28 protein-coding genes and 2 pseudogenes are annotated in these 25,449 nt (G+C 36.5%); 19 read left to right on the top strand and 11 right to left on the bottom strand.

Going from position 1 to position 25,449, the window contains the following annotated elements:
• Positions 1 to 234, bottom strand: a pseudogene (locus H6F45_RS19145) (type II toxin-antitoxin system RelE/ParE family toxin); the annotation flags it as partial.
• Entirely contained in the window at positions 191 to 478 is a 288-nt protein-coding gene (locus H6F45_RS19150; protein WP_096567324.1) for a hypothetical protein, read from the bottom strand. The gene H6F45_RS19150 and the pseudogene H6F45_RS19145, both read right to left, overlap by 44 nt.
• A gap of 249 nt (positions 479 to 727) precedes the next feature.
• Here H6F45_RS19150 and H6F45_RS19155 point away from each other — a divergent pair, with 249 nt between their 5' ends.
• The 6 genes from H6F45_RS19155 to H6F45_RS19180 all read left to right on the top strand — a co-directional run bounded on the left by H6F45_RS19155 (position 728) and on the right by H6F45_RS19180 (position 6,777).
• Positions 728 to 1,384 (top strand): VWA domain-containing protein, encoded by a 657-nt coding sequence (locus tag H6F45_RS19155; protein ID WP_190348105.1) that lies wholly within the window; start codon positions 728 to 730, stop codon positions 1,382 to 1,384.
• A gap of 186 nt (positions 1,385 to 1,570) precedes the next feature.
• On the top strand, positions 1,571 to 2,365 hold the full coding sequence (locus H6F45_RS19160; protein WP_137669447.1) for a PP2C family serine/threonine-protein phosphatase: 795 nt from the start codon (positions 1,571 to 1,573) through the stop codon (positions 2,363 to 2,365).
• An 886-nt stretch (positions 2,366 to 3,251) separates the two neighbouring features.
• Positions 3,252 to 5,297, top strand: coding sequence for a hypothetical protein (locus H6F45_RS19165; RefSeq protein WP_190348106.1), 2,046 nt, complete (start codon positions 3,252 to 3,254; stop codon positions 5,295 to 5,297).
• Positions 5,298 to 5,408: 111 nt separating this feature from the next.
• A complete protein-coding gene (locus H6F45_RS19170) occupies positions 5,409 to 5,585 on the top strand; it encodes a barstar family protein (RefSeq protein ID WP_190348107.1) in 177 nt (58 codons plus the stop codon).
• A gap of 465 nt (positions 5,586 to 6,050) precedes the next feature.
• A complete protein-coding gene (locus H6F45_RS19175) occupies positions 6,051 to 6,416 on the top strand; it encodes a papain fold toxin domain-containing protein (RefSeq protein ID WP_137669491.1) in 366 nt (121 codons plus the stop codon).
• Between the two features lie 13 nt (positions 6,417 to 6,429).
• Positions 6,430 to 6,777: a hypothetical protein gene (locus H6F45_RS19180; protein ID WP_137669490.1), complete on the top strand. Its 348-nt coding sequence runs from the start codon at positions 6,430 to 6,432 to the stop codon at positions 6,775 to 6,777.
• A 196-nt stretch (positions 6,778 to 6,973) separates the two neighbouring features.
• Here the strand turns inward: H6F45_RS19180 and H6F45_RS19185 are convergent, their stop codons facing one another.
• Both H6F45_RS19185 and H6F45_RS19190 read right to left on the bottom strand, forming a co-directional pair.
• A complete protein-coding gene (locus tag H6F45_RS19185; RefSeq protein ID WP_096567333.1) occupies positions 6,974 to 7,399 on the bottom strand; it encodes a type II toxin-antitoxin system VapC family toxin in 426 nt (141 codons plus the stop codon).
• 14 nt (positions 7,400 to 7,413) lie between these two features.
• A complete protein-coding gene (locus tag H6F45_RS19190; protein WP_137669165.1) occupies positions 7,414 to 7,767 on the bottom strand; it encodes a hypothetical protein in 354 nt (117 codons plus the stop codon).
• A 309-nt stretch (positions 7,768 to 8,076) separates the two neighbouring features.
• Between H6F45_RS19190 and H6F45_RS27375 the strand changes: the two are divergent.
• The 7 genes and pseudogenes from H6F45_RS27375 to H6F45_RS26250 form a co-directional block, all read left to right on the top strand.
• A pseudogene (locus H6F45_RS27375) lies at positions 8,077 to 8,262 on the top strand (hypothetical protein); the annotation flags it as partial.
• Between the two features lie 160 nt (positions 8,263 to 8,422).
• Positions 8,423 to 9,025 carry a hypothetical protein gene (locus tag H6F45_RS19200; protein WP_096567337.1) on the top strand — a complete coding sequence of 201 codons (603 nt, stop codon included), beginning with the start codon at positions 8,423 to 8,425 and terminating at the stop codon, positions 9,023 to 9,025.
• A gap of 585 nt (positions 9,026 to 9,610) precedes the next feature.
• Positions 9,611 to 13,000: a phycobilisome rod-core linker polypeptide gene (locus H6F45_RS19205; protein ID WP_190348108.1), complete on the top strand. Its 3,390-nt coding sequence runs from the start codon at positions 9,611 to 9,613 to the stop codon at positions 12,998 to 13,000.
• A 422-nt stretch (positions 13,001 to 13,422) separates the two neighbouring features.
• Positions 13,423 to 13,908, top strand: coding sequence for an allophycocyanin subunit alpha (gene apcA / locus H6F45_RS19210; RefSeq protein ID WP_137669508.1), 486 nt, complete (start codon positions 13,423 to 13,425; stop codon positions 13,906 to 13,908).
• A gap of 68 nt (positions 13,909 to 13,976) precedes the next feature.
• Entirely contained in the window at positions 13,977 to 14,462 is a 486-nt protein-coding gene (gene apcB, locus H6F45_RS19215; protein WP_015213876.1) for an allophycocyanin subunit beta, read from the top strand.
• Between the two features lie 327 nt (positions 14,463 to 14,789).
• Positions 14,790 to 14,996: a phycobilisome linker polypeptide gene (locus H6F45_RS19220; RefSeq protein ID WP_096567343.1), complete on the top strand. Its 207-nt coding sequence runs from the start codon at positions 14,790 to 14,792 to the stop codon at positions 14,994 to 14,996.
• A gap of 258 nt (positions 14,997 to 15,254) precedes the next feature.
• Positions 15,255 to 15,395 (top strand): hypothetical protein, encoded by a 141-nt coding sequence (locus H6F45_RS26250; protein ID WP_199301858.1) that lies wholly within the window; start codon positions 15,255 to 15,257, stop codon positions 15,393 to 15,395.
• On the opposite strand, the gene H6F45_RS19230 is transcribed toward H6F45_RS26250, so the two are convergent.
• Genes H6F45_RS19230 through H6F45_RS19240 form a run of 3 tightly spaced genes read right to left on the bottom strand, consistent with a single transcriptional unit; the run spans position 15,396 to position 16,200 of the window.
• Positions 15,396 to 15,617 (bottom strand): type II toxin-antitoxin system HicB family antitoxin, encoded by a 222-nt coding sequence (locus H6F45_RS19230; protein ID WP_096567345.1) that lies wholly within the window; start codon positions 15,615 to 15,617, stop codon positions 15,396 to 15,398.
• Positions 15,617 to 15,838: a type II toxin-antitoxin system HicA family toxin gene (locus H6F45_RS19235; protein WP_096567347.1), complete on the bottom strand. Its 222-nt coding sequence runs from the start codon at positions 15,836 to 15,838 to the stop codon at positions 15,617 to 15,619. The genes H6F45_RS19230 and H6F45_RS19235 overlap by 1 nt, the downstream gene beginning before the upstream one ends.
• A gap of 35 nt (positions 15,839 to 15,873) precedes the next feature.
• On the bottom strand, positions 15,874 to 16,200 hold the full coding sequence (locus H6F45_RS19240) for a TerB family tellurite resistance protein (protein ID WP_334310687.1): 327 nt from the start codon (positions 16,198 to 16,200) through the stop codon (positions 15,874 to 15,876).
• A gap of 472 nt (positions 16,201 to 16,672) precedes the next feature.
• Between H6F45_RS19240 and H6F45_RS19245 the strand changes: the two genes are divergently transcribed.
• The 6 genes from H6F45_RS19245 (at position 16,673) to H6F45_RS19270 (ending at position 22,178) form a co-directional block, all read left to right on the top strand.
• Positions 16,673 to 17,857 carry an FtsW/RodA/SpoVE family cell cycle protein gene (locus tag H6F45_RS19245; protein ID WP_190348109.1) on the top strand — a complete coding sequence of 395 codons (1,185 nt, stop codon included), beginning with the start codon at positions 16,673 to 16,675 and terminating at the stop codon, positions 17,855 to 17,857.
• Between the two features lie 329 nt (positions 17,858 to 18,186).
• A complete protein-coding gene (gene ovoA, locus H6F45_RS19250) occupies positions 18,187 to 19,551 on the top strand; it encodes a 5-histidylcysteine sulfoxide synthase (RefSeq protein ID WP_190348125.1) in 1,365 nt (454 codons plus the stop codon).
• An 82-nt stretch (positions 19,552 to 19,633) separates the two neighbouring features.
• On the top strand, positions 19,634 to 20,626 hold the full coding sequence (gene egtD, locus H6F45_RS19255) for an L-histidine N(alpha)-methyltransferase (protein ID WP_190348110.1): 993 nt from the start codon (positions 19,634 to 19,636) through the stop codon (positions 20,624 to 20,626).
• Positions 20,627 to 20,739: 113 nt separating this feature from the next.
• Positions 20,740 to 21,234 carry a DUF427 domain-containing protein gene (locus H6F45_RS19260; RefSeq protein WP_137669097.1) on the top strand — a complete coding sequence of 165 codons (495 nt, stop codon included), beginning with the start codon at positions 20,740 to 20,742 and terminating at the stop codon, positions 21,232 to 21,234.
• A gap of 283 nt (positions 21,235 to 21,517) precedes the next feature.
• Entirely contained in the window at positions 21,518 to 21,760 is a 243-nt protein-coding gene (locus tag H6F45_RS19265) for a hypothetical protein (protein ID WP_228051956.1), read from the top strand.
• 142 nt (positions 21,761 to 21,902) lie between these two features.
• Positions 21,903 to 22,178 carry a nucleotidyltransferase domain-containing protein gene (locus tag H6F45_RS19270; RefSeq protein ID WP_199291134.1) on the top strand — a complete coding sequence of 92 codons (276 nt, stop codon included), beginning with the start codon at positions 21,903 to 21,905 and terminating at the stop codon, positions 22,176 to 22,178.
• An 8-nt stretch (positions 22,179 to 22,186) separates the two neighbouring features.
• On the opposite strand, the gene H6F45_RS19275 is transcribed toward H6F45_RS19270, so the two are convergent.
• From H6F45_RS19275 to H6F45_RS19290, 4 genes are all read right to left on the bottom strand, one after another.
• The gene (locus H6F45_RS19275) at positions 22,187 to 22,675 is read right to left on the bottom strand and encodes a DUF3368 domain-containing protein (RefSeq protein ID WP_187040362.1); all 489 of its coding nucleotides are present in this window, start codon (positions 22,673 to 22,675) and stop codon (positions 22,187 to 22,189) included.
• Positions 22,672 to 22,917 (bottom strand): UPF0175 family protein, encoded by a 246-nt coding sequence (locus tag H6F45_RS19280; protein ID WP_137666765.1) that lies wholly within the window; start codon positions 22,915 to 22,917, stop codon positions 22,672 to 22,674. Before H6F45_RS19280 ends, H6F45_RS19275 begins: the two co-directional genes overlap by 4 nt.
• Positions 22,918 to 22,987: 70 nt before the next feature.
• Positions 22,988 to 24,502: a glycine betaine ABC transporter substrate-binding protein gene (locus tag H6F45_RS19285; protein ID WP_190348111.1), complete on the bottom strand. Its 1,515-nt coding sequence runs from the start codon at positions 24,500 to 24,502 to the stop codon at positions 22,988 to 22,990.
• 103 nt (positions 24,503 to 24,605) lie between these two features.
• Complete coding sequence (locus H6F45_RS19290; protein WP_137666763.1) at positions 24,606 to 25,373, bottom strand: ATP-binding cassette domain-containing protein; 768 nt, start codon at positions 25,371 to 25,373, stop codon at positions 24,606 to 24,608.
• Positions 25,374 to 25,449 lie beyond the last annotated feature (76 nt).

A 25,449-nucleotide genomic window follows, 5' to 3' on the forward strand; every position in this document is an offset into this window, starting at 1 on the left:
TTGATTTGACTCAGCTAAAATGTTTTTAATTTCCTGTGGGGTGATATCTTCTAGATATGATTTAGAGTAAATGGTTAATAAAAGTACACTGGTTGGTGATTCAACTTGATAAATGATGCGATAACCAGCACTTTTGCCTTTTTGAATGTTGCTATTTTTAACTCTGACTTTAAAGACGTTGCTTTTGTATTCAGGTGTTAAGTCTATTTCTACTATCGGCAATTCCTTCGACATATATTCCCTCCCACATTTGAGATAGGGGAATACGTTTTCCTATTTTTGCTTCTTGTACTGTTCTTTTTAAACTAGCTTTGATTTCTTCAATGGGAGTATCATCATTATCGTTTTCTAATTCATCTGTAGGTTCATTAAAAAGAATGATTACTCTGACTTTTCCGGGTATTTCTACATTCAGTGGTTCGTCTAAAAATAATGCCCCTTTTTCATCAATGTTCCCTGTGACTTCTATTGCTTTCATTTGTTGATCCGGATGGTTATTTATATTTAGTTTAACGATTACTGGCAATTTTGAGTTTCATCACTGACTCTTTTATGAAAAACATTATATGAATGTACTCGGTTTTGGTTGCTACTTGATTTCAGTTTAGGCAAGGTATTGATTCCGTAAAAATACCCATGTTAGATTAGGTGTTAACGAGTATGATCTAAAATATAATGTTTAGCATCTAGTTGTTATTTACCATTTGATTAACCAGGAATATAGATAATGGCGCTTGGTTTACCTGAGTTTGTTGAAAACCCTGAAAATCGTTGTCCGGTAGTTCTTTTATTAGATACTTCTGGTTCAATGTCAGGGCAACCTATAGAGGAGTTAAATACAGGTTTGGCAGCTTTTAAGGAAGATGTATTAAAGGATGCTCATGCTTCTTTAAGTGTGGAAGTGGCTATAGTTACTTTTGGACCTGTGCGACTTATACAAGATTTTGTTACTATAGACCATTTTACACTGCCAAAGCTAGAAGCAGATGGTGTAACGCCAATGGGTGAAGCGATAGAATACGCTTTAGATTTAGTGGAAAAACGTAAACAAACGTATAAGGATAACGGTATTCTTTATTATCGTCCTTGGGTATTTTTAATTACTGACGGTGCGCCTACAGATTATTGGCAAAATGCAGCGCAAAGGGTGAGGGAAGGAGAAGAACAGCGCCGAATGTTGTTTTTTACTGTTGCTGTTCAAAATGCGGATATGAATAAACTCAGAGAAATTGCACCACCTGGGCGGTCTCCAGTGATGTTAAATGGCTTAGATTTTCGTGCTTTATTTGTTTGGCTTTCCACTTCTATGAAACGGGTTTCTAGTGACAAAGTAGGGGAAGCTGTAGCATTACCGCCGGTGGGATGGGGGCAAATTACAACTTAGAGGATGTATAAGTAAGCTATAAGAACCTCCCCCTAACCCTCTCCTAAGAAGAGAGGGAATACGAAAAGATAAGTGGTGAAACGGCGTATTTTAAGGCCTCTCCCCTTGTAGGGAAAAGGTTTGGAGAGGGGTTTTGAGTTACAAATATCCTATAAAATCTAATACAATATACAGGATTTATTAATTGTGAGTTGGAAAGCTATAGCGCGTTTTGCGGTGGGAACGAGTCATCAAGAGCAAAAAATACCTTGTCAAGATTACGGACATTATCGCATTTTTAATGATGTGATTGTGGGTGCGGTTGCTGATGGTGCTGGAAGTGCTAAATATTCTCATATTGGTTCTAAACTAGCGGTAGAAACTACGCTCAAATATCTTTCTACAATTAGTGAGTATCTTCAGCAGCGAAAACGATGTTGGCAGAAGGTTTATCAACCACTTTCAGAGCAAGAAGCAAAAAAGCTTTTTACTAAAACCGTTAATCATGTAATTTCAGATTTAACAAAACAAGCAGCAAATAAAGATTATTCTGTTAATGATTTAGCTTGTACATTATTGGTTTTTATAGCAACTCCTGAATGGGTTGCAGCTATGCAAATTGGAGACGGGTTTATTGTCATGAGTTCTCAAGATACAGAATATCAAATGTTGTTTAAACCAGATAAGGGGGAATTTTTCAACGAGACAACTTTTGTCACTTCAGTGAGTGGACTGGAGGAAATGCAGGTAAAGGTATTTTCAGGAAAGCAAGAATTTATTTGTGCTGCTACTGATGGACTAGAAAAAGTAGCAATTAGATTTAGTGACTGGCAACCTTTCCTGCCATTTTTTAAACCTTTAGAGGCATATTTGCGAGAAACAGAAAATCCTGGATGTGATGGAGAGAATTATATTATGGATTTTCTTGAGTCTGATAGGTTAAATGCTCGTACTAATGATGATAAAACTTTGGTTTTATGTTTGTTTGAAAAAGAGATTTAGTAGACTCAATTAAATGATGGGCGGGCAGGATGCCCAGCCCACAAAAGTTACAGCACTTTCTGGTGTTATGAGGTACACCACGGGCGGGCAAGACTTGTACTGAGCGGTTAGTGAGCTTGTACTGAGCCTGTCCTGAGCCTGTCCTGAGCCTGTCCTGAGCCTGTCCTGAGCCTGTCCTGAGCCTGTCCTGAGCCTGTCCTGAGCCTGTCCTGAGCCTGTCCTGAGCGGTGTCGAAGGGCGGTGTCGAAGGGCGGTGTCGAAGGGCGGTGTCGAAGGGCGGTGTCGAAGGGCGGTGTCGAAGGGCGGTGTCGAAGTGCGCAGTCGAACTATGTCGAAGTATGCCCACCCCACAAGAGTTTTAAGCTGTTATGCCTTTAACTTGAATAATTAATACAAGCAAGATGCTTGTGCTACTGTAACTTCAGGTTTTTTAATTATACAGTTTAGCTGCACATCAGCTTATTATAGTAAAAACGGATGATTACTAGACTTTTGCCCAGGCAAAAATCTTTGTATAGCAATACTCTTAGCGATTTAAATAGTAAGGCTGTAACCCGTTTTTAGTATATCAAAATTTGTACCTCATAGCAATGTAATCTGCTGTATATCCCACATTCCGAACTTCGCTTTGTAATACATGAAGATTACGAAAATTACGGTTAATGGTGGTTGAATAGCGATCTCCGAATGGCTATAATTAATACGTTTAAATATTGAATAATATCAACATTTTTTGTAAAATTTATTGAAGTATTAACGTATGATATTTTGAAGTGCGAAAAGTCGGTTATATTCGGTTATATATTGATTGTGGGACGGGCTTCTAGCCTGTCCTAGTAAACAATACTATTTGATATTGATTTCATCCCATTTACTGAAAAATTATATGACGTTTCTAATTTGTGATAGTACGAGTGAAAGAATTACTTTGTTAAATGAAATAGCTGCTAGTGGAGAAGCTAAAGTTTGGCGAACTAATCATCATGGTTATTTAGCTAAAATTTACCATTCACCAACACCTGAAAGAATGGAAAAATTAGCGGCAATGATAGCGCACGCACCAAAAGAGCCAAATTCCCATCTTAATCATATTTCTTTTGCTTGGCCTAATTCATCATTAAAAGATGATAAAGGTGATTATGTAGGTTTTTTAATGCCAGAAGTTAAAGGTGGAAAAGAGCTTATTAATATTTATAACCCCCAGCTTCGTAAGAGCTTAAAGCTTGAGATTGATTGGCGTTTTCTACACACTACGGCTTTAAATATTGCTTCAATTATTGCAGCATTACATGAAGCTGGTTATGTATTAGGTGATATTAAACCACAAAACATTTTAGTTAATAATCGTGCTTTACCTTCAATTATTGACACAGATTCTTTTCAGGTGAAAAATCCTAAAAATGGTAAAGTTTATCGTTGTTTAGTTGGTTCAGAAGGATATACACCACCGGAATTAATTGGTGAAGATTTTTCTAGGATTGAACAAACGGAAATACATGATAGATTTCGATTAGCAGTAATTATTTATCAATTGTTATTTGGTGGTAATAGTCCTTTTCAGGGAATATGGACAGGTGGGGGAGAAACTCCAGAAGTTAATGAACTTATTAAGCATGGTATATGGTTGTATTCTCAAAATAGTTTGATTGAGCATGTAGAGAGAACAATTCCTATGATAATTGTTCATCCTGCAATTCGGGAATGTTTTCTGAGATGTTTTAATGATGGGTATAAAAATCCTCATTTACGTCCGACTGCTAAGGAGTGGTTAGAGGTTTTAAGAATAGGAAATGATAACTTAACTGTATGTGATAGGGTAGATAGTCATTTTTATAGTAGAACTTATGGTAGTTGTTATTGGTGCGATCGCTCTACAAAGTTGGGTGTTGATATTTTTGCTGGTGTTGTTAAGGTAAAACCATCTCTTATTGTGGAATCACCCCTACAAACCCTCACTGGTCATTCTAACTTGGTTACGTCAGTAGCATACAGCCCTGATGGTAAAACTCTGGCTAGTGGGGGTGACAAGACTATCAAACTGTGGGCTGTAAAAACGGGAAACCTCCTACAAACCTTCACTGGTCATTCTAACTTGGTTACGTCAGTAGCATACAGCCCTGATGGTAAAACTCTGGCTAGTGGGGGTGACAAGACTATCAAACTGTGGGCTGTAAAAACGGGAAACCTCCTACAAACCTTCACTGGTCATTCTAACTTGGTTACGTCAGTAGCATACAGCCCTGATGGTAAAACTCTGGCTAGTGGGGGTGACAAGACTATCAAACTGTGGGCTGTAAAAACGGGAAACCTCCTACAAACCTTCACTGGTCATTCTTACTGGGTTGGGTCAGTAGCATACAGCCCTGATGGTCAAACTCTTGCTAGTGCAAGTAATGACAACACTATCAAACTGTGGGCTGTAAAAACGGGAAACCTCCTACAAACCTTCACTGGTCATTCTTACTGGGTTGGGTCAGTAGCATACAGCCCTGATGGTCAAACTCTTGCTAGTGCAAGTAATGACAACACTATCAAATTGTGGGATGTAAAAACGGGAAACCTCCTACACACCTTCGTTGGTCACTCTAACTCGGTTTGGTCAGTAGCATACAGCCCTGATGGTCAAACCCTTGCTAGTGGAAGTCGTGACAACACTATCAAACTGTGGGAAGTAAAAACGGGAAACCTCCTACAAATCTTCACTGGTCATTTTCACTGGGTTACGTCAGTAGCATATAGCCCTGATGGTAAAACTCTTGCTAGTGCAAGTAATGACACGACTATTAAACTGTGGGAAGTAAAAACGGGAAACCTCCTACAAATCTTCACTGGTCATTCTCACTGGGTTACGTCAGTAGCATATAGCCCTGATGGTCAAACTCTTGCTAGTGGGAGTGGTGACAAGACTATCAAGATTTGGCGGTTAAAGTAGTCATTGATAGGATTTTATTAGCAATGATCTATTTTATCATCCTGTAAATCCTAAAATTCTGGACATCCTGATTCAGACAATTTTACTAACATATTTCCTCACCATAAATCTATGAATCATAAAGTTTTTTATCTTAACGGTAAAAAAATCAATAACAAACAAACATTTTTAAAACAAGCTGCTGAAGCAATGGAATTTCCTGCATACTTCGGCCATAACTGGGATGGTTTTGATGAATGTATTACCGATTTAACATGGTGTCCGGCTCAAAGATATGTCATATCATAAGATCATGCTGATATCTTTGCTCAAGCTAAACCGACCCAATAACAAATAGCATTAGATATTTTAAATTCAGCCCAGGAATACTGGGAAGGTAATAATATTTTTTTAAAATTTTTAACTATTAAAAAATAGCTTGTCTGAATCAGGATAACCAGGATTTGAGGATGTACAGGATTGTTATTTATAGATTATCTGTGAATAATAAAGATATATTCTCTTGTCTGAATCAGGATAACCAGGATTTGAGGATGTACAGGATTGCAGTTTATAGATTGTCTGTAAATATTTAATGATGATAAATTTTGATGCAGATAAAAAATATAATTCCTATTATTCAAAGAAAACCATAAGTGGTCAAAAACATCCTGTTAATCCTTAAATCCTGGTTATCCTGATTCAGACAAAATCATCATCCTGAAAATCCTTAAATCCTGGATATCCTGATTCAGACAAAAAATATCTTACCTTATGACTAACAATGATATTCGCAGTCAACTAACTGATATAGCTGAACAATTTCATATTTTTGAATGTACTGCTTGTGCTGATGCTTTGCGTCAATTTCTAAATCATCAAAAAATACCTGGTAAAGAAATTAACTTGTTTACAGGAAGTACAGAAGATCCTTTCTGTAATATTTATCATGAAATTCTACAACAAAATATCTCCATTAATGGTAGACATTATGCTATTGCAGTAGAAATTGATGGACAAGAACTAATTTTTGATAACATTCACCCCGAAGGCATTTCTAGGGTAAACTGGATAAATAACTTTTATTGTGTTATCCAAGACTTAGGTGGGGAATTTCAAATTACTGAAACAGAATTTTAACCAGAGGAATATTATGTTAGATTTATACGATTTAATCCGCAACATCCAAAAACGTCCAGCAATGTATTTAGGACGTTCAACTATATCTAACCTGCGTACATTTATAGCTGGTTACAGTTTTGCACGTCGTCAAATGCAAATACCGCAAACTACACAAGAACAGGAATTTTCAAATTTTCAAACTTGGATAAAACAAAAATATAATGTTGCTTATAATCAAACGTGGGATCAGATTATTCTCTTTTTCTCTAAAGATGAAAACTCTGCTTTTGAAGAATTTTTTAACTTGTTTGATGAGTTTATAAACAATGATTCTCTGTCTCAATCACAAGATAGTATAAAAGTCAGTTCAAGAAAATAGTCTGAATCAGGATAACCAGGATTTGAGGATGTACAGGATTGTTATTTTTAGATTGTCTGTGAAGATTGAATAATTATAAATTCTGATTCAGATAAAAGATATATTCCCTATCATTATCATTAACAAAAAACCCTAAATAAATGGTCAAAACCATCCTGCAAATCCTTTAATCCTGGATATCCTGATTCAGACATTATTAACTAATACTCCAATCTTCTAAATGCAAATTTGGCACTTTTTCAAAATCCTTCCAATTACGAGTAACTAAAATCCCATCGACTGATAAAGTAATTGCAGCAATGCGTAAATCTTGAGTACCAACGCGGATTTTTTGCTTAACTAATTCAGTGTAAATATTACCCGCAGCTTCGGTAAATTGTAGGACATTTAGACTATTTATGTCTTCTAATGTATCCTCTAACCTAGCATAAGCTAAAACTAATTCATTTGCTGATTCGCACCTGTTAATAATATTCAGTCTTCCCCGTAGTTGTTCTGTAGCGGTGATAATAGTTATGGCAATAACTTCAGGATTAAACATGGTTAATTGCTGTCTAATCAAAAAATTACCTCGTTGTAATAAAGATAGATGATCTGTATCTAATATTCTTAAATTATTCACTTCTTTATTAACCTTTATTCATTAATTGCATCTAATTGACGACGATATTCTTCTATATATTCCAACATTTGATCAAATTGCGGATCATCCTTATATTTACCCGCTATTTTCATCCAAGGATTTTCTGTTTTTGGTGCTGCAATTTCTAAAGTCACGATCTTAGCATTTCCTAAACGAGCTTGCAGAATTTTATCTAATGCTTCTATTGCTTCCGTTTCTGTATTTCCTACACCTTGACATTCTGGTAAACTCAATAATGTCGCTTTCACAGTTCCATCTGTTTGATTTTCTATCAATAGATCATAAGTTGATTTAGGTGCAATTTTCAGTGAAGATTGAGACGCAGATTGTTTAATGTCTAAAATCATAATTCTGTCACCTTTTTCTTGGTAAGATAATTATAGCAGAGATTACATAATATATAGCAATAAATCATTTTTAGTTATAATTGGTGCTTTGATTTGATGATGATGACAAAATCACCATCCTGTAAATCCTTTAATCCTGGATATCCTGATTCAGACAAAATCATCATCCTGTAGTTTATGGATATTTCAATATTTGTTGTTAAAATAGAGCAGTTTCCGTTATTATGACGTACAGATGTTAATGATAAAACTCTTGTAGTGCGGGTATACTTCAATAAGCTCAGTAAAAGTCTTGCCCGCTAATAGTTTCTAAATGAAGAAACGAGTATAAATTTAGCTTTGTTATTTGCGACAGTTCAACCACTTTCTAAACCTGAAAGAATTGCTAATATTGCCCAAGGAATAAAATCCATGAGTTATGAAGAATCCCATTATTGGTTTGCTAAGATTAGTCATGGGAAGCGTAGTCAGGCATTAAAAGCAATTAGGATATTAAGCTGTTACACAGCTAAATTGTATAATCCTAATATTCTGAACTCTTGTTTAACAGGCAAGATGCCTGTTCCACTTATACAAATTAAATGCACAACAGCTTATTAGGAGACTGAGGTTTGTTGACTGATGACTGTTGATTTTGTTTTGAAAGGTAATAAACATGGCTTACAGTGATTTTAAATTAAGTGAAATTATCCAGAAATTTGGGTTGACACTAAATGAAGTATCAGCGTTATTTGCAGATACAATGGAAGAAGAACCCAGTGATTTACTAACAACAATTCTCAAAGAGAATGTTGATTTAGCTGTTTCCATTAACACTGAAAAAGCCCGTTCTGAAATGATAATTAGCCCAATTTTACTAGAATTAAGAAGAAAGTTAAATAATCAAATCAGTCTATTTTCAGGGGTAGATTTTAATGTTGATAATCAACAAGGTTTAAATGGTTTTTGTGATTTCCTAATTTCTCTTTCTAAAGAACAGCTTTTTGTTCGCGCACCTGTAATTATATTGGTAGAAACCAAAAATGAAAACTTGAAATCAGGTTTGGCTCAATGTATAGCAGAAATGATTGCGGCTCAGTTATTTAATGAGAAAAACGAAAATAATATTAGGACTATTTATGGTGCTGTAACTATTGGTACTATTTGGCAATTTTTGAAGTTAGAAGATAAACTTGTTTCCATTGATTTAAGTGAATATTATATCAAGGATGTGAAAAAGATTTTAGGAATTTTAATCAGTGCAATTAAGCAGGAATAATTTTTAATGTAGTGCGGGCATCTTGCCTGCAATTTGAAAATAAAAATCTTCCTGCCTACGGTATCTACCACATTTCACCCCATTCAATTGATATCCTTGAACTCCTGAATCATTGAAATCCTTAATCTGGAAACACTTTTTCAGGAAAGCCTATTTAGACCTATCATACCAAAAATACTCATAACTTAATCCTTGTTTTTAAATTTAAATTCATCTAAACAAATAAAATCTTATTTACATTAATAATCCCAAAAACATGAAAAAAATCTAAAAAAAATCTAAAATAGAGATAAATCAGCTACAAAATATGCTGCAAGCGAATGTAACATATAGATACAAAACTTCAACATTCCACAGCCTGTCCACAGTAGGTACTTATGCCAACAGGCAGATTTAGATTACAGAATTGACATACTTCTTAATAAATCAGCAGCGTTACCGCAAAACGTTCTAATCTAAAAACTGAACTGGGTTAATTTACTGGCAGTTTGACTGGCGTACTATACATAAATACACCAATATGTCAAGCCAAAAAGCAACCCAGACTTAACACATAAGCTTATTTATAGGAGTTTTAGAAATCCAATGAGTGTTAAGGCAAGTGGTGGAAGCTCAGTTGCGCGTCCGCAACTATATCAAACCTTACCTGTAGCGACCATTTCCCAAGCAGAACAACAAGACCGCTTTTTGGGAAGAGGTGAACTAAGCGAACTGGGAAGCTATTTTGCTTCTGGTGCAAAACGTTTAGAAATCGCCCAGATCCTCACCGAAAATTCTGAGATCATTGTTTCTCGTGCGGCTAACCGGATCTTCGTTGGTGGTTCACCAATGGCTTTCTTAGAAAAGCCCCAAGAACCGGAAATGGCAATGGTGGGCGCTGGTGCTAGTGTGCAAGAAGGCATGAAACTAGGAACAGTCACCTACGTTGAAAGTCGTGGTGGCTTCTTTGAAAACCTCCGTTCCATCTTCAACACTTCCGCAGGTGGTCCCACACCTCCTGGTTTTAGACCCATTAACGTTGCTCGTTATGGTCCTGGCAATATGTCCAAGAGCTTACGGGACTTGTCCTGGTTCTTGCGCTATGCTACTTATGCCATTGTTGCCGGCGACCCCAACATCATCTCTGTAAATACCAGAGGTTTGCGGGAAATCATTGAAAATGCTTGTTCTGGTGAAGCTACCATCGTGGCTTTACAAGAAATTAAAACTGCTTCTTTGTCATTTTTCCGCAAAGATCCTGAAGCAACAGAAATCGTGACTCAGTACATGGATGTGTTGCTGACTGAGTTCAAAGCACCTACACCATCCACAAAAGTCCGTCAACGTCCTTCTGGGGATCAACAAGGTTTACAACTACCTCAAATTTACTTCAACGCCGCAGAACGCCGTCCCAAGTACGCTATGAAGCCTGGTTTGTCTTCTAGCGAAAAAACTGAAGTAGTCAAAGCTGCTTACCGCCAAGTATTTGAGCGCGATATTACCCGTGCTTACAGCTTATCCATCTCTGACTTAGAATCCAAAGTTAAAAATGGCGATATCTCCATGAAGGAGTTTATCCGCCGTTTAGCTAAATCTCCCCTTTACCAAAAACAGTTTTATCAACCCTTTATTAACAGCCGGGTAATAGAACTGGCTTTCCGTCACATTTTGGGACGTGGACCAAGCAGCCGGGAAGAAGTGCAAAAATACTTTGCAATTATTTCTAACGGTGGTTTACCCGCTTTAGTGGATGCTTTGGTAGACTCCAAAGAATACGCAGATTACTTTGGGGAAGAAACCGTTCCCTACATTCGGGGTCTGGGTCAAGAAGCTCAAGAGTGTCGCAACTGGGGACCACAGCAAGACCTGTTTAAGTACAGTGCGCCTTTCCGCAAAGTACCTCAGTTTATTACCACCTTTGCAGCTTACGAACAACCATTACCTGATCAACATCCCTACGGTGCTGGTAATGATCCGCTAGAAATTCAATTTGGGGCGATTTTCCCGAAAGAAACCCGCAACCCCAGCAGCAGTCCTGCACCTTTTGGTAAAGATACCCGTCGGATCTTGATTCACCAAGGACCTGGTATCAATAACCAACTCAGTAACCCCGGTGCGCGTGGTGTTGCTCCTGGTGCTTTGGGCGCGAAAGTGTTCAAATTAGACCAGTTACCCGGTACTATGAGCAGAAATGCTGGTAAGGGTACAAGTGTTAAATTCTCTGAAAGTTCTACCCAAGCAGTAATTAAGGCTTGTTACTTACAAGTATTCGGTCGTGATGTTTACGAAGGTCAACGGCTGAAAGTTGCAGAAATCAAACTGGAAAACGGCGAAATCACCGTCCGCGAGTTTGTGCGGATGTTGGCGAAGTCCGATTTATTCCGCAAGATGTACTGGACATCTTTGTATGTTTGTAAAGCGATTGAATACATTCACCGTCGCTTGTTAGGTCGTCCTACCTACGGTCGTCAAGAAAACAACAAGTATTTTGATATTGCTTCCAAAAAAGGCTTCTATGCTGTTGTTGATGCCATCCTTGACACTGTAGAGTACAGTGAAGCTTTCGGTGAAGATACTGTTCCTTATGAGCGTTATTTAACACCTGCTGGTGTTTCCTTGCGTCAACTGCGTGTGGGAACTATCCGTGAAGATATCAACAAAGTTGAGAAGGAAGAAACTCCTCGCTTTGTGGAGTTGGGTGAAGTTAAGGAAATGCGGACCCAACCAGATATTGACTTCCGTATTAACCAAGGTGTTACCAAGCAGCGTGAGCAAACCAAGGTCTTTAAACTGATCGCTGGTACTGGTGATAAAGTAGCGGTAAAAACTTTGATTGGTGCTGCTTACCGTCAAATTTTCGAGCGTGATATTCCTCCTTATGTTGCTGGTAACGAGTTTACTGATTTAGAAAGTAAGCTGGGTAACGGAGAAATCACCGTTAAGGAATTTATTGAAGGTTTAGGTTGTTCTAGCCTGTACGTTAAGGAATTTTATACACCCTATCCCAACACTAAAGTGATTGAGATGGGTACTAAGCATTTCTTAGGCCGTGCGCCAATGGATCAAGCTGAAATCCGCAAGTATAACCAAATCTTGGCTACTCAAGGTATCAAAGCCTTTATCGGTGCAATGGTGAATAGTGCTGAGTATGTTCAAGCTTTTGGTGAAGATACTGTTCCTTACCGTCGCTTCCCAACTTTACCTGCGGCTAACTTCCCCAATACTGAGAAGCTTTACAACCAGCTAACCAAGCAAAATGATGATTTGGTTGTACCTAGCTTTGAGACTGTGAAGCCTCGGATCAAGACTGAGAATACGCCAATGTTAGCGAATGCGATCGCAGATTTGGCGGCTCAAGCTAGACAAATGGACAAGACCAAACCCTTGTTCATTGAGTTAGGTCGTTCTTTCAACGATGGTCGTGGTCAGTCGGTAGAAGTTGGTGTTGGTACAAGTCGCCGCAAACCAACCCGTATTTTCCGCGCTACCACTGGTACAAATTCAACTGAAACCAATCAGGTAATTAACGCTATTTATGTTCAGGTGATGGACGTATTTAGCGGGCAAATTCCTGACTATTTACGCCGCAGTGATTTAGATAGCAAACTGCGTAATGGTGAAATTACCGTGCGTGAATTTGTCCTAGAGTTGGCAAGTTCAGAAATTTACCGTAAGCGTTTCTACACACCCTATCCCAACACCAAAGTGATTGAATTTTTATTCCGTCACATTTTGGGACGCGCACCCGCAACCCAAGGCGAAATCCGCCAATATAACAAACTATTGGCTGATAGCGGTTTAAGGGCGGCTGTAGAAACAATGGTGAATAGCCCAGAATACGCTCGTTACTTCGGTGAAGATGTTGTACCTTACAACCGCTTCCCCTCCTTACCTGCGGGTAACTACTTGGGTAGTGTTAAGGCTGATGCTGACCTGGTAAAACAATCTTGGTCTAGCTTGTCTCCTTCTGTTTTAACCGGTCGCGGTGGTAGATAGGTGACTGGGGACTGGTGACTGGGGACTGGGGACTGGGGACTGGTGACAGTGAAGAAAGCAGGGGAAGCAGGGGAAGCAGGGGAAGCAGGGGGAGAATATTAACTTCTGACTTCTGACTCCTGACTCCTGACTCCTGACTTCTGACTCCTGACTTCTGACTCCTGACTCCTGACTCCTGACTCCTGACTCCTGACTCCTATTCCCATTTCTGAAAGAAAATATTACAAAGTATTAAGAGCAGTAATAAATGCTCAACATAATGCCGGAGAATATTTTGCGGAAGGATAATTAAGTTTTTCAACTTATGTACTTTTGTTGAGTAAATGTGACTCACTTTGTACTAAGATGCAAAACAGTTATCAATCAAATCAAAGTCTTACCAGTTTAAAAACTGGTGTCATTAGTTTTGGAGGAATCCATTAATGAGTATCGTCACGAAGTCCATCGTGAATGCTGATGCAGAAGCTCGCTACCTCAGCCCTGGTGAATTAGATCGCATTAAGAGCTTTGTTTCTGGTGGCGCACAACGTCTCCGCATCGCTCAAGTATTGACCGACAACCGCGAGCGCATCGTTAAGCAAGCTGGCGATCAATTGTTCCAAAAGCGTCCTGATGTTGTTTCTCCCGGTGGTAACGCTTACGGTAAAGAAATGACAGCTACCTGTCTTCGTGACTTAGACTACTACTTGCGTCTTGTAACCTACGGAATCGTTTCTGGCGATGTCACCCCCATCGAAGAAATCGGTATCGTTGGTGTACGTGAAATGTACAAGTCCTTGGGTACTCCCATTGACGCTGTTGCTGGTGGCGTTGCTGCTATGAAAGCTGTTGCTTCTACCTTGTTGTCTGCTGAAGACGCATCTGAAGCTGGCGCTTACTTCGACTACGTTGTTGGTGCAATGTCATAGGTTACAGCTAATTAACTGCTGAAACTGAAAACTGTTGCAATCAATCTGGAAATAAGGAAATAACAACAATGCAAGACGCAATTACCTCTGTAATTAATTCCTCTGACGTTCAAGGTAAATACCTTGATACCGCTGCTTTAGAAAAGCTCAAAGGTTACTTCGCTACTGGTGAACTGCGCGTTCGTGCAGCTACAACCATCAGTGCTAACGCTGCTGCGATCGTTAAAGAAGCTGTAGCTAAATCCTTGTTGTACTCTGATATCACCCGTCCCGGTGGTAATATGTACACCACTCGTCGTTACGCAGCTTGTATCCGTGACTTGGATTACTACTTGCGTTATTCTACCTACGCTATGTTGGCTGGAGATCCTTCCATCCTCGACGAGCGTGTATTAAACGGCTTGAAAGAAACCTACAACTCCTTGGGTGTACCCGTAGGCGCTACCGTTCAAGCTATCCAAGCTATGAAAGAAGTAACTGCAAGCTTGGTTGGTCCTGACGCTGGTAAAGAAATGGGCGTTTACTTCGACTATATCTCCTCTGGCTTGAGCTAGGAGTAAGTTTGCACTTATAATTTAGGTGCGGCTTGATTAAGGTCTGGAAATCAACCATGAGTTCTAGGTCGTTCTATTGCTTACTAAACATGAGTATTAGCGGTCTAGTGTTGATGTTTGATTTCCAGGCTTTGAAATGTAAGGAGTAAGGAGTCAGGAGTCAGGAGTCAGAATAATTAATATTTATTTATTTATTTTGGCTTGGTAGATTGATATGTGACAACTGACGGCTAAATCATTTAAATCCTTACAGATAAATTAAAGATTTGTACTCAAGATTTTTGAGATAAAAAAGTTTTTCCAAACAAACACGGAGTTTAGAAAAAAATGGCTCGTTTATTTAAAGTAACTGCTTGTGTTCCTAGCTTAACTCGCACTCGCACCCAACGCGAATTACAAAATACTTACTTCACTAAGTTAGTTCCTTATGAAAACTGGTTCCGTGAACAACAACGGATTCAAAAAATGGGCGGTAAGATTGTTAAAGTGGAATTAGCAACTGGTAAGCAAGGTACAAATACTGGTTTGGCGTAATTTCTATACATACATCAGAGATTATTTTGGTAGATTTTTTAGGGGTCAGTGATGACCTCTTTTTTTTATTGATAGCAGGGAATAGGGATGTCTGATAGCGTAGCGTAGCCATATCAGGATGTCCAGGATTAAAGGATGAACAGGATGAAAATTTATGAGAACTATTGAGCTTTCCCAAGCTACATTAACAATATCCGAATTATTAGAATTAGCGGAAAATGATACTGTAATTATTAAGAAAGCTGATGGGAGTTTGTTTTGTGTGTGGTTGATGATTTTGCTGCTGAAGTTCAAGCACTGCAAGAAAATCAGGAATTTATGGACTTTTTAGCCCGACGTTCTCAATCTGATAAACGAGTATCTTTAGAGGAAGCGCGTAAACGTTTGGGTATTTGGTAATTAAGATGCAATTTGCAATATGTTGGGTTCAGGGATAGATTCACCTTCTGCTTCCCAAGCTTCTAGGTACATTTCAATTACTTCTTCTCCATTTTTAATTGCTTCTTCACGAGTTTTTCCGTGAGTACAAGGCATGATTACAAGATGACTAAATTCGGGAATTGTAACTAGGAAAAGTTGGTCTTCCTCTGACCATTGAATAATCATACTGTATTGACTCATTAATTTTGCTCCTCTCCTAATTCTTCCAGTTCAGTTAATAATTTTGCTAATTGCTTTTCTAGATAAAGTGGAACATCATCTCCATCTTTACCTGGAATTGTTAATGTTTTCCTCAGTAAAGGATGTTTCCATCTTTCATGACTGCCTTTCCCACGCTTTGGTAGATACACAAACCCTTTACGTGCAATCTCGGCTTTTAACTCCCGAATTTTTCTGGGCATTTATTCTAGATATTTATTTATTCTTGGTCTTAACTTTAATAAGCTAACATCATTTCGGCAATATCTACCTCAGAAAATCTCATTAATTTTCCCACTTGTTTAATGTACATTTTTTCCGTTATGTGAAAATCTCCATCACGCTTTGCAAGTGCGATCAAATCAATTAATAAACCTAAAGCATCATCGGGATATTTAGCTATTATTGAATAATCTACCTCTATTCTCTGAGCAGATAATAAATTTTTGATTTCCTGAATTTCTGCCGATGTTAAATTAGCATTGGTAATAATTGTCTTGAGATATTCTTTTTCTTCAGGTTCAATACTACCATCAACTTTCATTAAATTAATCAGGGTTTTAATCTTTAATAATTCTAGTCTTTATCCTGTTATAGTATTTACTTCTAGGTCAAAAACTGATTACAGATATAACCGATGTATTGAATACAACCTTTTCCCGGTTGTATCTTACATATTTATTTCTTCAGTACAATTTTACAGTATAATTTTATTCATAACACCAAATCAGCAAAAGATATGCAGGGACAAGTAGAGTTTTTAAGCAACTGGGTTTATTAATTATCCCATCTGTTATAGTCAATTATCCATTCTATTGTGAGCGATCGCCGATACAATCAAAACTCCCATTCAATCACACCAAGAATGGCAGCAGCAATTTCTAACATTGTAACGTTAGACACATTACCCAATTTGCAAATGAATCTTTGTAAATCTACACCCCTCTGTTGAGTTCAATCCTGCGTAAGTCCTAATTATTTTAGACTAAATGAAACCTTAAAACCTACAATAGCTTATGTTGCTATTCCTGTAACTTGTGAATTTACGCCAATTCATCCCTATTTTTGATAATTCCGTTGCCAGTTGGGCTTTGGAAGCGCGTTTATTGCGCTGGTTAACCTTTCTGTGGCTGTTTGTTGGTTTAGTTGTACTTTTTTCTGCATCCTATCCCGTAGCTGATGTACGTCAGGATGATGGAATGTATTATTTTAAGCGTCAAATAATTTGGGTATTAGTCTCACTAATACTATTTAACGTTATTGTGAATCTGCCTTTACGGAAAATTTTGGCAGTGTCTCATTGGTTTTTATTCCTGTTTTTGTTGTTAATTTTCGTCACTCTTATTCCCGGAGTGGGAAAAAAAGCATTTGACGCAGCACGATGGATAGCGATCGGTCCTATTCCCCTGCAACCATCAGAATTGATTAAACCGTTTTTAGTATTGCAAGGTGCGAAGCTGTTTGGCCATTGGGAAAGATTAACGTGGGAAATTCGTTTTTCCTGGTTAGGTGTGTTCTGTCTGGTGCTATTAGGTATTTTAGCTCAACCAAACCTCAGTACAACTGCACTTTGTGGCATCACAGTTTGGTTAATTGCCCTAGCTGGTGGAATACCATACAAATACTTAGGAGGAACAGCTATTGGTGGATTTTTATTAGCCCTATTAAGTATTACTATCAAAGAATATCAACGCCGAAGGGTGATGTCTTTCATCAACCCTTGGGCTGATCCTACCGGAGATGGTTATCAGTTGGTACAAAGTTTATTAGCAGTAGGTACAGGGAAAACTTGGGGTGTGGGTTTTGGACTTTCTCAACAAAAGCTTTTTTATCTCCCCATTCAAGATACTGATTTTATCTTTGCCATCTTTGCTGAAGAATTTGGTTTTGTGGGTAGTATGCTATTTTTGTTACTTTTAGCTGTCTTCGCTACCTTAGGATTAATTGTAGCCATGAAAGCAAAAAGTTCTATCCATCGGCTGGTGGCAATAGGTATTACTGTGGTGATGATTGGACAATCATTATTACATATTGGTGTGGCTACGGGGGCGATACCAACAACGGGTTTACCATTGCCAATGTTTAGTTATGGTGGTAATTCTATGATTGCTAGTTTGGTGGCTTCTGGATTATTAATTCGTGTTGCTAGAGAAAGCAGTGAAGCTGAGGTTTTGCCTTTACCAATTAATACACCAGAAACTAGACGTAGAAAAAGAATTTAGATTTTTCTTGGTGGGTAATTCCCACCTGATTATTAATAGATAAAAGTAGAGTCAATGAAACAAGATATTTTTGATATTCTTGTAATTAATACAAAATTTGGCACAAAATTTGGCAAATAGGTATATATACTAGTAGTTATTGGGAAAACTTAACTATAAAATGTTACGCAAAACAAGATATTTTAACTTTTCTTCAGCAAAAATGTCAAAAAAGTTAAATTTTGGTTAACACTGAAAAAAGTGTACCGATGTGCGGTATTTAAAAATAAGGATAATAAAAAGTTGTGCATCGCACATTTTCGCACATTGGTAGAACTCAAGATAATACAATGCAAACAATTCCCAGGCTGAATAACTTAGCATCTAATCAAATACCCAAGCTAGATCATTGTAGTACCCAAAACCTACTTAACTATTTTGAAAATTCTTGGGAACTAGAAGCAACCCTACTCAAAAGCATAAATAGCACAGATACATTTTACCGCAGTCCTGATCCTTTAAGAAACAAATTAATCTTTTATCTGGGACATTCCGCAGTTTTTTACATCAACAAATTAATTCGGGTTGGTTTATTAGAAAATCGCATTCATCCCCAATTTGAAATTTTGTTTGAAATTGGTGTTGATCCAGAAACACCAGATGAACTAGAAGCAGCAACAAAAGATATAGTTTGGCCTGATATAGATCAAGTTTGGCAATATCGAGAAAAAGCCAAAACCGCAATTACAAACATTATCAAAAATACCCCTTTAAATCTGCCCATTGATCAACAACATCCTTTATGGGCTTTATTAATGGCAATTGAACACAGTCGTATCCATTTTGAAACTTCATCCATGTTACTGCGTCAATTACCTGTTGATCAATTAAAACGCCCCCAAGGTTGGAATTATGCGCCGACAAATGGGAAAATTCCTGAAAATAAAATGATCGAAATTCCCGGTGGCGTGGTAAAATTAGGTAAAAAAGCAAATGATTTAACTTTCGCTTGGGACAGTGAATATGGTAGTTTAGAAATTGGAGTTGAACCGTTTTTAGCCAGTCAAAATTTAATCACAAATGGGGAATTTTTAGAATTTGTTCAAGCTGGTGGTTATGATAATTTAGAATATTGGATGCTGGAAGCTAGGGATTGGAAGAAACTCTATAATGTGCAACATCCAAAATTTTGGATACCAGATTTTATGGACAACAATAATGGTAAATACCGCTATCGTACCACATTTGATGAAATAGATTTACCATTAGACTGGCCTGTAGAAGTCAATTATTATGAAGCAATGGCTTACTGTCAATGGAAAGGTGAAGGTACTCGTTTAATGACAGAAGCAGAATGGAATCAAGCTTTACAATTTTCCGAGGGTGAGGGTTTAGAAAGTGACTATAATCTCAATTTACAATATGTTTCACCTTCACCAGTAGGAATGTTTTCCAAAAATAAGAAATCAGGAATTTCTGATCTACGTGGTAACGTTTGGGAATGGTTATCTAGTACATTTTACCCCTTACCAGGATTTCAAACCCATTATCTTTATGAAGATCAATCTGCACCATTTTTTGATAATAGACATCAAATGATGTTAGGTGGTTCTTGGGCAACTAATGGTACTATGGCTTTACCATGTTATCGAAATTGGTTTCGTCCTTTTTTCTATCAGCACGTTGGTTTTAGAATTGCTGAAAGTTTGAATTAGTTGACAGGTGACAGGTGACAGGTGACAGTTTTAAATTTCTGAAAACCAAAATTGTAAACAGTTAATTCCCAGGATATTTACTATGATTGCAGAAAGATTAAACCCACAAATTTTAACCGTTTTAGATCATCATTATCAAGAGTTAGCTATTGATGGTAAAGATGTGATTGAGGGATTAAGTAAAAAACATAAAACTTTATCACCAAAATACTTTTATGATGATCGTGGTTCTTTGTTGTTTGAAGAAATTTGTGATTTACCTGAATATTATCCTACTCGTACAGAAGCAGCTATTTTACAACAATATGCTGATGAAATTGCGGCAATTACAAATTGTTGTGAGTTGATAGAGTTAGGAAGTGGGAGTTCTACAAAAACTCAACTTTTATTAGACGCTTATCAAAAAATAGCTGATAATTGTCGTTATCTTCCTATTGATGTCAGTGGGGGTATTCTCAAAACCAGTGTTTTACAGTTACAAGAGAAATACCCTGATATTGCAATTCACGGTTTATTAGGAACTTATGATCAAGCTTTGGTGCATTTAGAAAGCAATTATTTACAGTCACGGATGTTGTTCTTTCTGGGAAGTTCACTAGGGAATTTTAACTCAGAAGAATGCGATGGTTTTTTAAATCAAATTTCCAAAACCTTACAAACAGGTGACTACTTTTTACTTGGAATTGATTTACAAAAACCCAAGGATATTTTAGAAGCTGCTTATAACGATAGTCAAGGTGTGACTGCTGCTTTTAATTTGAATATGCTTTCTCATTTAAATTGGCGTTTTCAAGGTGATTTTGATATTAGTTTGTTTAAACACCAAGCAATTTACAATGAGGTAGAAAATCAAATTGAAATGTATCTACATTGTCAAAAAAGCCATTGGGTTACTTTGGAAGCATTAGATTTAAAAGTATTTTTTGAAGGAGGAGAAAGCATACTTACAGAAATTTCTTGCAAGTTTAATTTAACAAAGATGTCACAACAACTAGAAAGCAAAGGATTAAAAACTATCAAAACTTGGACAGATGAAAAGGGATGGTTTGGATTGATTTTGTGTCAGGTTGAATAATCAATCTTAGATTTAATAATTTTGCCAGGGTTTAGCACTGCTAAACCCAAGATTAATGTTATCATTTTGGTAGGAATGATAATAAATTACCTGAATTGAGATTTTAACTAACCATGAAACCAAATCCCATTCCCCCACAACCAGGACAAGAATCAGTTTGGGACTACCCTCGTCCAGCAATTTTACAAGACAGCAATAAACATATCAAAGTAATTTTTAATGGTATTGTTTTAGCAGACACAAATAAAGCGAAAAGAGTTTTAGAAACCAGTCATCCTCCTGGTTATTATATTCCTGCTGAAGATATTAAAACAGAATATTTAATAGCTACAGCTAGAAAAACGATATGTGAATGGAAAGGTATATGTGAATATTATGATATTTCTGTAGGAGATAAATATGTAAATAATGCAGCTTGGCGTTATATTCAACCAACTCCTAACTTTAAATCAATTCAAGAATACTTTAGTTTTTATCCTAGTTTAATGGATGCTTGTTATGTCAATGACGAATTAGTTAAACCCCAAGCTGGTGGTTTTTATGGAGGATGGATCACTGCTGATGTTGTTGGTCCATTTAAAGGCGAACCTGGTACTTGGGGATGGTAAATAAGTTTTCGTAGGTTGGGTTAAGCGATAGCGCAACCCAACAAAAACCTATTAATCTATCAATGTTGGGTTTCCTAACGTCAACCCAACCTACTTTTCTGAACAATAACTTTAATTATGAAAATATCACTTATTAAAATTGACGAATTGAAAATTCATGAACTATTGCCGAATATCTTGAACCTGCGGTATTAGATTTATTTGTACAAATGTATGTATAGTTAATCAAGTTTTCAAAAACAACTTATTTGATGATTTAGACTTACTTCCTACTTTCCGAGAAATGGTAGGTTTAAGTGAACATACACCATTTGAATGTATCGGAGAAATTGAAGAAAGTCGGTTGTATATGAAAAGATGTGTAGAAAGAGGTTTAACAGGTAAAGCTTTGGATATGTTCACTGAAGAAATTTTATCAAATTCGGGCATTAATTGGCAGGAAATAGAACAGAAATATAATTCGGTTTATAGCACAGAACACGCTATTCCTGATTGGATATTTGAGAAAATCAAGGAACAGTTGTAATTGACGATATTGGACTATGCTAATTCTTTTTTGTTGATATAATAAAATTGCGAGTTCAGTTTTAAGCATATAACTATAAGGGATGATTTCAGTCATGAACAAATCACAGCTTAATCTGATATTGCAAGAAGTTAAATGAGCTTTGCAAAATCTTTATCAAGATCAATTATCAGCGATAATACTATATGGTTCTCAAGCGAGAGAAGAAGCTAAAGAATTTTCTGATATTGATATTTTGATAGTTCTCAAATCAGAAATTAACCCCTATCACGAAATTGATAGAACCAGTCAGATAATATCTGAAATTTGCCTAAATCATGATGTGGTTATTTCCCGTCATTTTATATCTTCTGCAAAATTTGAAAAGGAAAATACTCCCTTTAATTATAATGTCAAAAAAGAGGGTATTTTTCTATGAAGAATGTATTAATATTCACTAGCAGTTGTTAAAATATGATTGTAGAGTTTGGGACTAATTCTAAATCCTGCTATATTTATTAAATCATCCACTATGGGTTTAATATTGTTAATTAATCCCCTGTGTTTAACGATTAAGAGAACTCCTAAAATTCCTGTGACTTTTAATCCTAAACGAGAAGCTACAACTCTACCCTTATAGTCATCTATAATTATTCTATCAGCTTTTATTTCCATCGCTAATGCTATTGCCTCAGCTTCACCAGGATCAATTTCTGTTTTTAATTCTGCAACTAATGTAGAATTGCTCACGGGTTGAACTTGAATCCATGCTAGGGTTTTAACTTCCTTTGTTCCTGGAACTTCATAACTTAAATTTGACATTTCGTCATAAACAGCTTGAGGGATAATAATAGTATCATAGATTTTTTCCAATATATCTATTCTCTGAATAGCTGCTAGGTTGGTAATAGGTGAAGTATTGCTGACAACAATCATAATTCACCTAATTCTTTCAATGTTCTGATATCATCCTCAAAATCTTCAACACCATAATTAATGCAAATTCCCCGACTTGCCATTTCTTTTTGAAATTGAATTAAGTGCATTCCTGCTAAATGGCGAGCTTGACCTATGCTAATTCTTTTTTGTTGATATAATAAAATTGCTAGTTCAACTTTAATATCATCCGTTGAGATTTGAGCAGATTCAAGAATTTCATCAGGTATAGTAATATTCATACTCTGCTATCTTGTTTCAAACACTTACTGATAATGGTAACACAAAATTCATATTATTTCTCATTATTTCTCATATTTTTTTAGATTTTAACCACTCCTTTACCACCTCTTCCACAGGTTGAGATTGATTATCAACTTGATAATTCATCTGCTGTATTTCTGCTGTAGAAATTTTACCCGCTAATTTATTAATAGTTTCTACTAACTCTGGATATTTTTCAAGAATTTCTTGATTGAAAACAGGTACAGCTTCATAAGGTGGAAAGTATTTTTTATCATCTGCTAAAATCACTAAATTTAAAACTGGAATTAAACCATCTGTAGAATTTGCGGCTATGAAATCAACTTGTTTTTCCTTTAAAGCTTGATACATTAAACCTAATTCCATTTGTTTAATATTAGCAAATTTTAAACCATAAGTTTTAGATAAACCAGGATAACCGTCAGCACGTTCTAAAAATTCATAACCAAAACCTGCTTGCATTTGGGGAGTATATTTAGCAATTTCTGACAGGTTTTTAACTTGCCATTTTTTTGCATCTTCAGCACGAATAAGCATCGCATAGGTATTTTCAAAACCTAAAGGTTGCATGACGGTTAAATTATATTTTTCTTGATATGCTTTTTTAGTTCTTTCATAAACAACTTGCGGATCTGTAATGGTTTTTTCTTTTAAAACTGCGGTAAACGCAGTACCTGTATATTCTACATAACCCGCTATTTTTCCAGCTTTTACTGCTTCATGGGCAATAAATGTACCACCTAAATTAAACTTTCTATCTACTTTTAAATTAGTATTGTTTTCTATTGTTTGTGCTAATATTTCACCTAAAATTACTTGTTCAGTAAAGTTTTTTGAACCAATAGTGATTGTCGCTGATGTTTGCTGAGAGTTAAATACAAATAATCCAGATATAATAAAGACAATTATTCCTAAAATCACAGCTATTTTTGGTTTACTTCCTTGTTGCTTAGTGAAGGTTTTTTCTAAAAAACCTAATCCAAAATCTGCACCTAAAGCAATTAAAGCTGCGGGTATTGCACCTGCTAAAATCAATTCATTATTAACTGTAGAAATACCCCTAAAAATAAAGATTCCCAAACCACCACCACCAATAGCAGCAGCAATAGTGGCAATTCCTACAGATATAACAGTAGCAACTCTTACACCTGCTAAAATAACTCCTAAAGCTAAAGGAATTTCTACTTGAAATAATAATTCTCTATCTGTCATTCCTATACCTATGCCCGCTTCTTTAATGGCGGGATCAATGCCATTAATACCAATATAAGTATTACGAATTATCGGTAATAAGGCGTAAAGAGTTAAGGCAACAACAGCCGGATTTTTACCGATTCCTCCTAAAAAGGGAACGGAAATTAAAAAACCAAATATGGCTAAACTGGGAATAGTTTGGATAGCGTTTGCTAAACCCAAAATGGGAGGTGCAAGTTTTGGTTTACGGGTAATAAAAATACCCAAAGGAATACCAATAGAAATGGCCACTATCATGGCTATAGCTACTAATATTAAATGTTCGCCACTGCGGAGGATAATTTCTGAAGCATATTTAAATAAAAACATGATTTTTGATTGTTATATATTTTTAATTGATGTATCTAAAGTATTAATTCAGAGTTAATAAAGCGTTTAAATTCAACCTTACTCCCCACTCCTGACTCCTTTCTTAATTAAGTTCTTCCCAATGTTTTAAAGCATTCAAACAAGATAAAAAAGCCTGTGCTTCAGGATGCTGGGATTTAATAAATTCTCTTCTCGTTCCTAAAGCAACTAAATTTCCTTCATACATTAAACCAATTCTGGAGGCTAAAAAGAAAGCTTCTTGAATATCATGGGTGACAAATATCACGGTTTTTCCTAATTGTTGTTGTAAATATTGAAACTGTTGTTGTAATTCTAAACGAGTAATAGGATCTAACGCCCCAAAAGGTTCATCCATTAATAGTATAGGTGGATCTGCGGCTAAAGCCCTAGCAACTCCTACTCTTTGACGTTGGCCTCCTGATAGTTGATGGGGATAACGTTGGGCAAATTTTGTAGGTTCTAAACCTACTAATTCTAACATTTCATGGACTCTTGTTTGAATTTTATTTGCTGACCATTTTTCTAAAGATGGTACAATTCCCACATTTTCAGCTACGGTAAAATGGGGAAATAAACCTGTTTCTTGAATAACGTAACCTATTTTTCTTCTCAGTTTAATTACATTCCATTGGGTAGTGGATTTTGATTGTACTAAAACCTGTCCTTGGGTGGGTGTCAGTAAATGATTGATTAATTTTAAAGTTGTAGTTTTACCACTGCCACTACGCCCTAATAAAATTAATGCTTCTCCTTGATAAATGCTAAGATTTAGGTTAGATAATAAGAGACGGTGATTAATTTCAAAACTGACATTTTTAAATTCAACTGCTAATTCTTTTGTTGGCGACATAAGAGTGTAATAAAACAATCAAAGGTAATCATGAATAATGGAATATTTTAAATGCAATATTTTAGGAGTCAGTAGG

The organism is Sphaerospermopsis sp. FACHB-1194, from assembly GCF_014696235.1.
Taxonomy (GTDB): Bacteria; Cyanobacteriota; Cyanobacteriia; order Cyanobacteriales; family Nostocaceae; genus Sphaerospermopsis; species Sphaerospermopsis kisseleviana.

Coding starts and splice junctions, on each gene's coding strand:
- H6F45_RS19150 (WP_096567324.1), bottom strand. CDS start 478: ATGAAAGCAATAGAAGTCACAGGGAACATTGATGAAAAAGGGGCATTA.
- H6F45_RS19155 (WP_190348105.1), top strand. CDS start 728: ATGGCGCTTGGTTTACCTGAGTTTGTTGAAAACCCTGAAAATCGTTGT.
- H6F45_RS19165 (WP_190348106.1), top strand. CDS start 3,252: ATGACGTTTCTAATTTGTGATAGTACGAGTGAAAGAATTACTTTGTTA.
- H6F45_RS19170 (WP_190348107.1), top strand. CDS start 5,409: ATGAATCATAAAGTTTTTTATCTTAACGGTAAAAAAATCAATAACAAA.
- H6F45_RS19175 (WP_137669491.1), top strand. CDS start 6,051: ATGACTAACAATGATATTCGCAGTCAACTAACTGATATAGCTGAACAA.
- H6F45_RS19180 (WP_137669490.1), top strand. CDS start 6,430: ATGTTAGATTTATACGATTTAATCCGCAACATCCAAAAACGTCCAGCA.
- H6F45_RS19190 (WP_137669165.1), bottom strand. CDS start 7,767: ATGATTTTAGACATTAAACAATCTGCGTCTCAATCTTCACTGAAAATT.
- H6F45_RS19200 (WP_096567337.1), top strand. CDS start 8,423: ATGGCTTACAGTGATTTTAAATTAAGTGAAATTATCCAGAAATTTGGG.
- H6F45_RS19205 (WP_190348108.1), top strand. CDS start 9,611: ATGAGTGTTAAGGCAAGTGGTGGAAGCTCAGTTGCGCGTCCGCAACTA.
- apcA (WP_137669508.1), top strand. CDS start 13,423: ATGAGTATCGTCACGAAGTCCATCGTGAATGCTGATGCAGAAGCTCGC.
- apcB (WP_015213876.1), top strand. CDS start 13,977: ATGCAAGACGCAATTACCTCTGTAATTAATTCCTCTGACGTTCAAGGT.
- H6F45_RS19220 (WP_096567343.1), top strand. CDS start 14,790: ATGGCTCGTTTATTTAAAGTAACTGCTTGTGTTCCTAGCTTAACTCGC.
- H6F45_RS19230 (WP_096567345.1), bottom strand. CDS start 15,617: ATGAGTCAATACAGTATGATTATTCAATGGTCAGAGGAAGACCAACTT.
- H6F45_RS19235 (WP_096567347.1), bottom strand. CDS start 15,838: ATGCCCAGAAAAATTCGGGAGTTAAAAGCCGAGATTGCACGTAAAGGG.
- ovoA (WP_190348125.1), top strand. CDS start 18,187: ATGCAAACAATTCCCAGGCTGAATAACTTAGCATCTAATCAAATACCC.
- egtD (WP_190348110.1), top strand. CDS start 19,634: ATGATTGCAGAAAGATTAAACCCACAAATTTTAACCGTTTTAGATCAT.
- H6F45_RS19260 (WP_137669097.1), top strand. CDS start 20,740: ATGAAACCAAATCCCATTCCCCCACAACCAGGACAAGAATCAGTTTGG.
- H6F45_RS19265 (WP_228051956.1), top strand. CDS start 21,518: ATGGTAGGTTTAAGTGAACATACACCATTTGAATGTATCGGAGAAATT.
- H6F45_RS19275 (WP_187040362.1), bottom strand. CDS start 22,675: ATGATTGTTGTCAGCAATACTTCACCTATTACCAACCTAGCAGCTATT.
- H6F45_RS19280 (WP_137666765.1), bottom strand. CDS start 22,917: ATGAATATTACTATACCTGATGAAATTCTTGAATCTGCTCAAATCTCA.
- H6F45_RS19285 (WP_190348111.1), bottom strand. CDS start 24,502: ATGTTTTTATTTAAATATGCTTCAGAAATTATCCTCCGCAGTGGCGAA.
- H6F45_RS19290 (WP_137666763.1), bottom strand. CDS start 25,373: ATGTCGCCAACAAAAGAATTAGCAGTTGAATTTAAAAATGTCAGTTTT.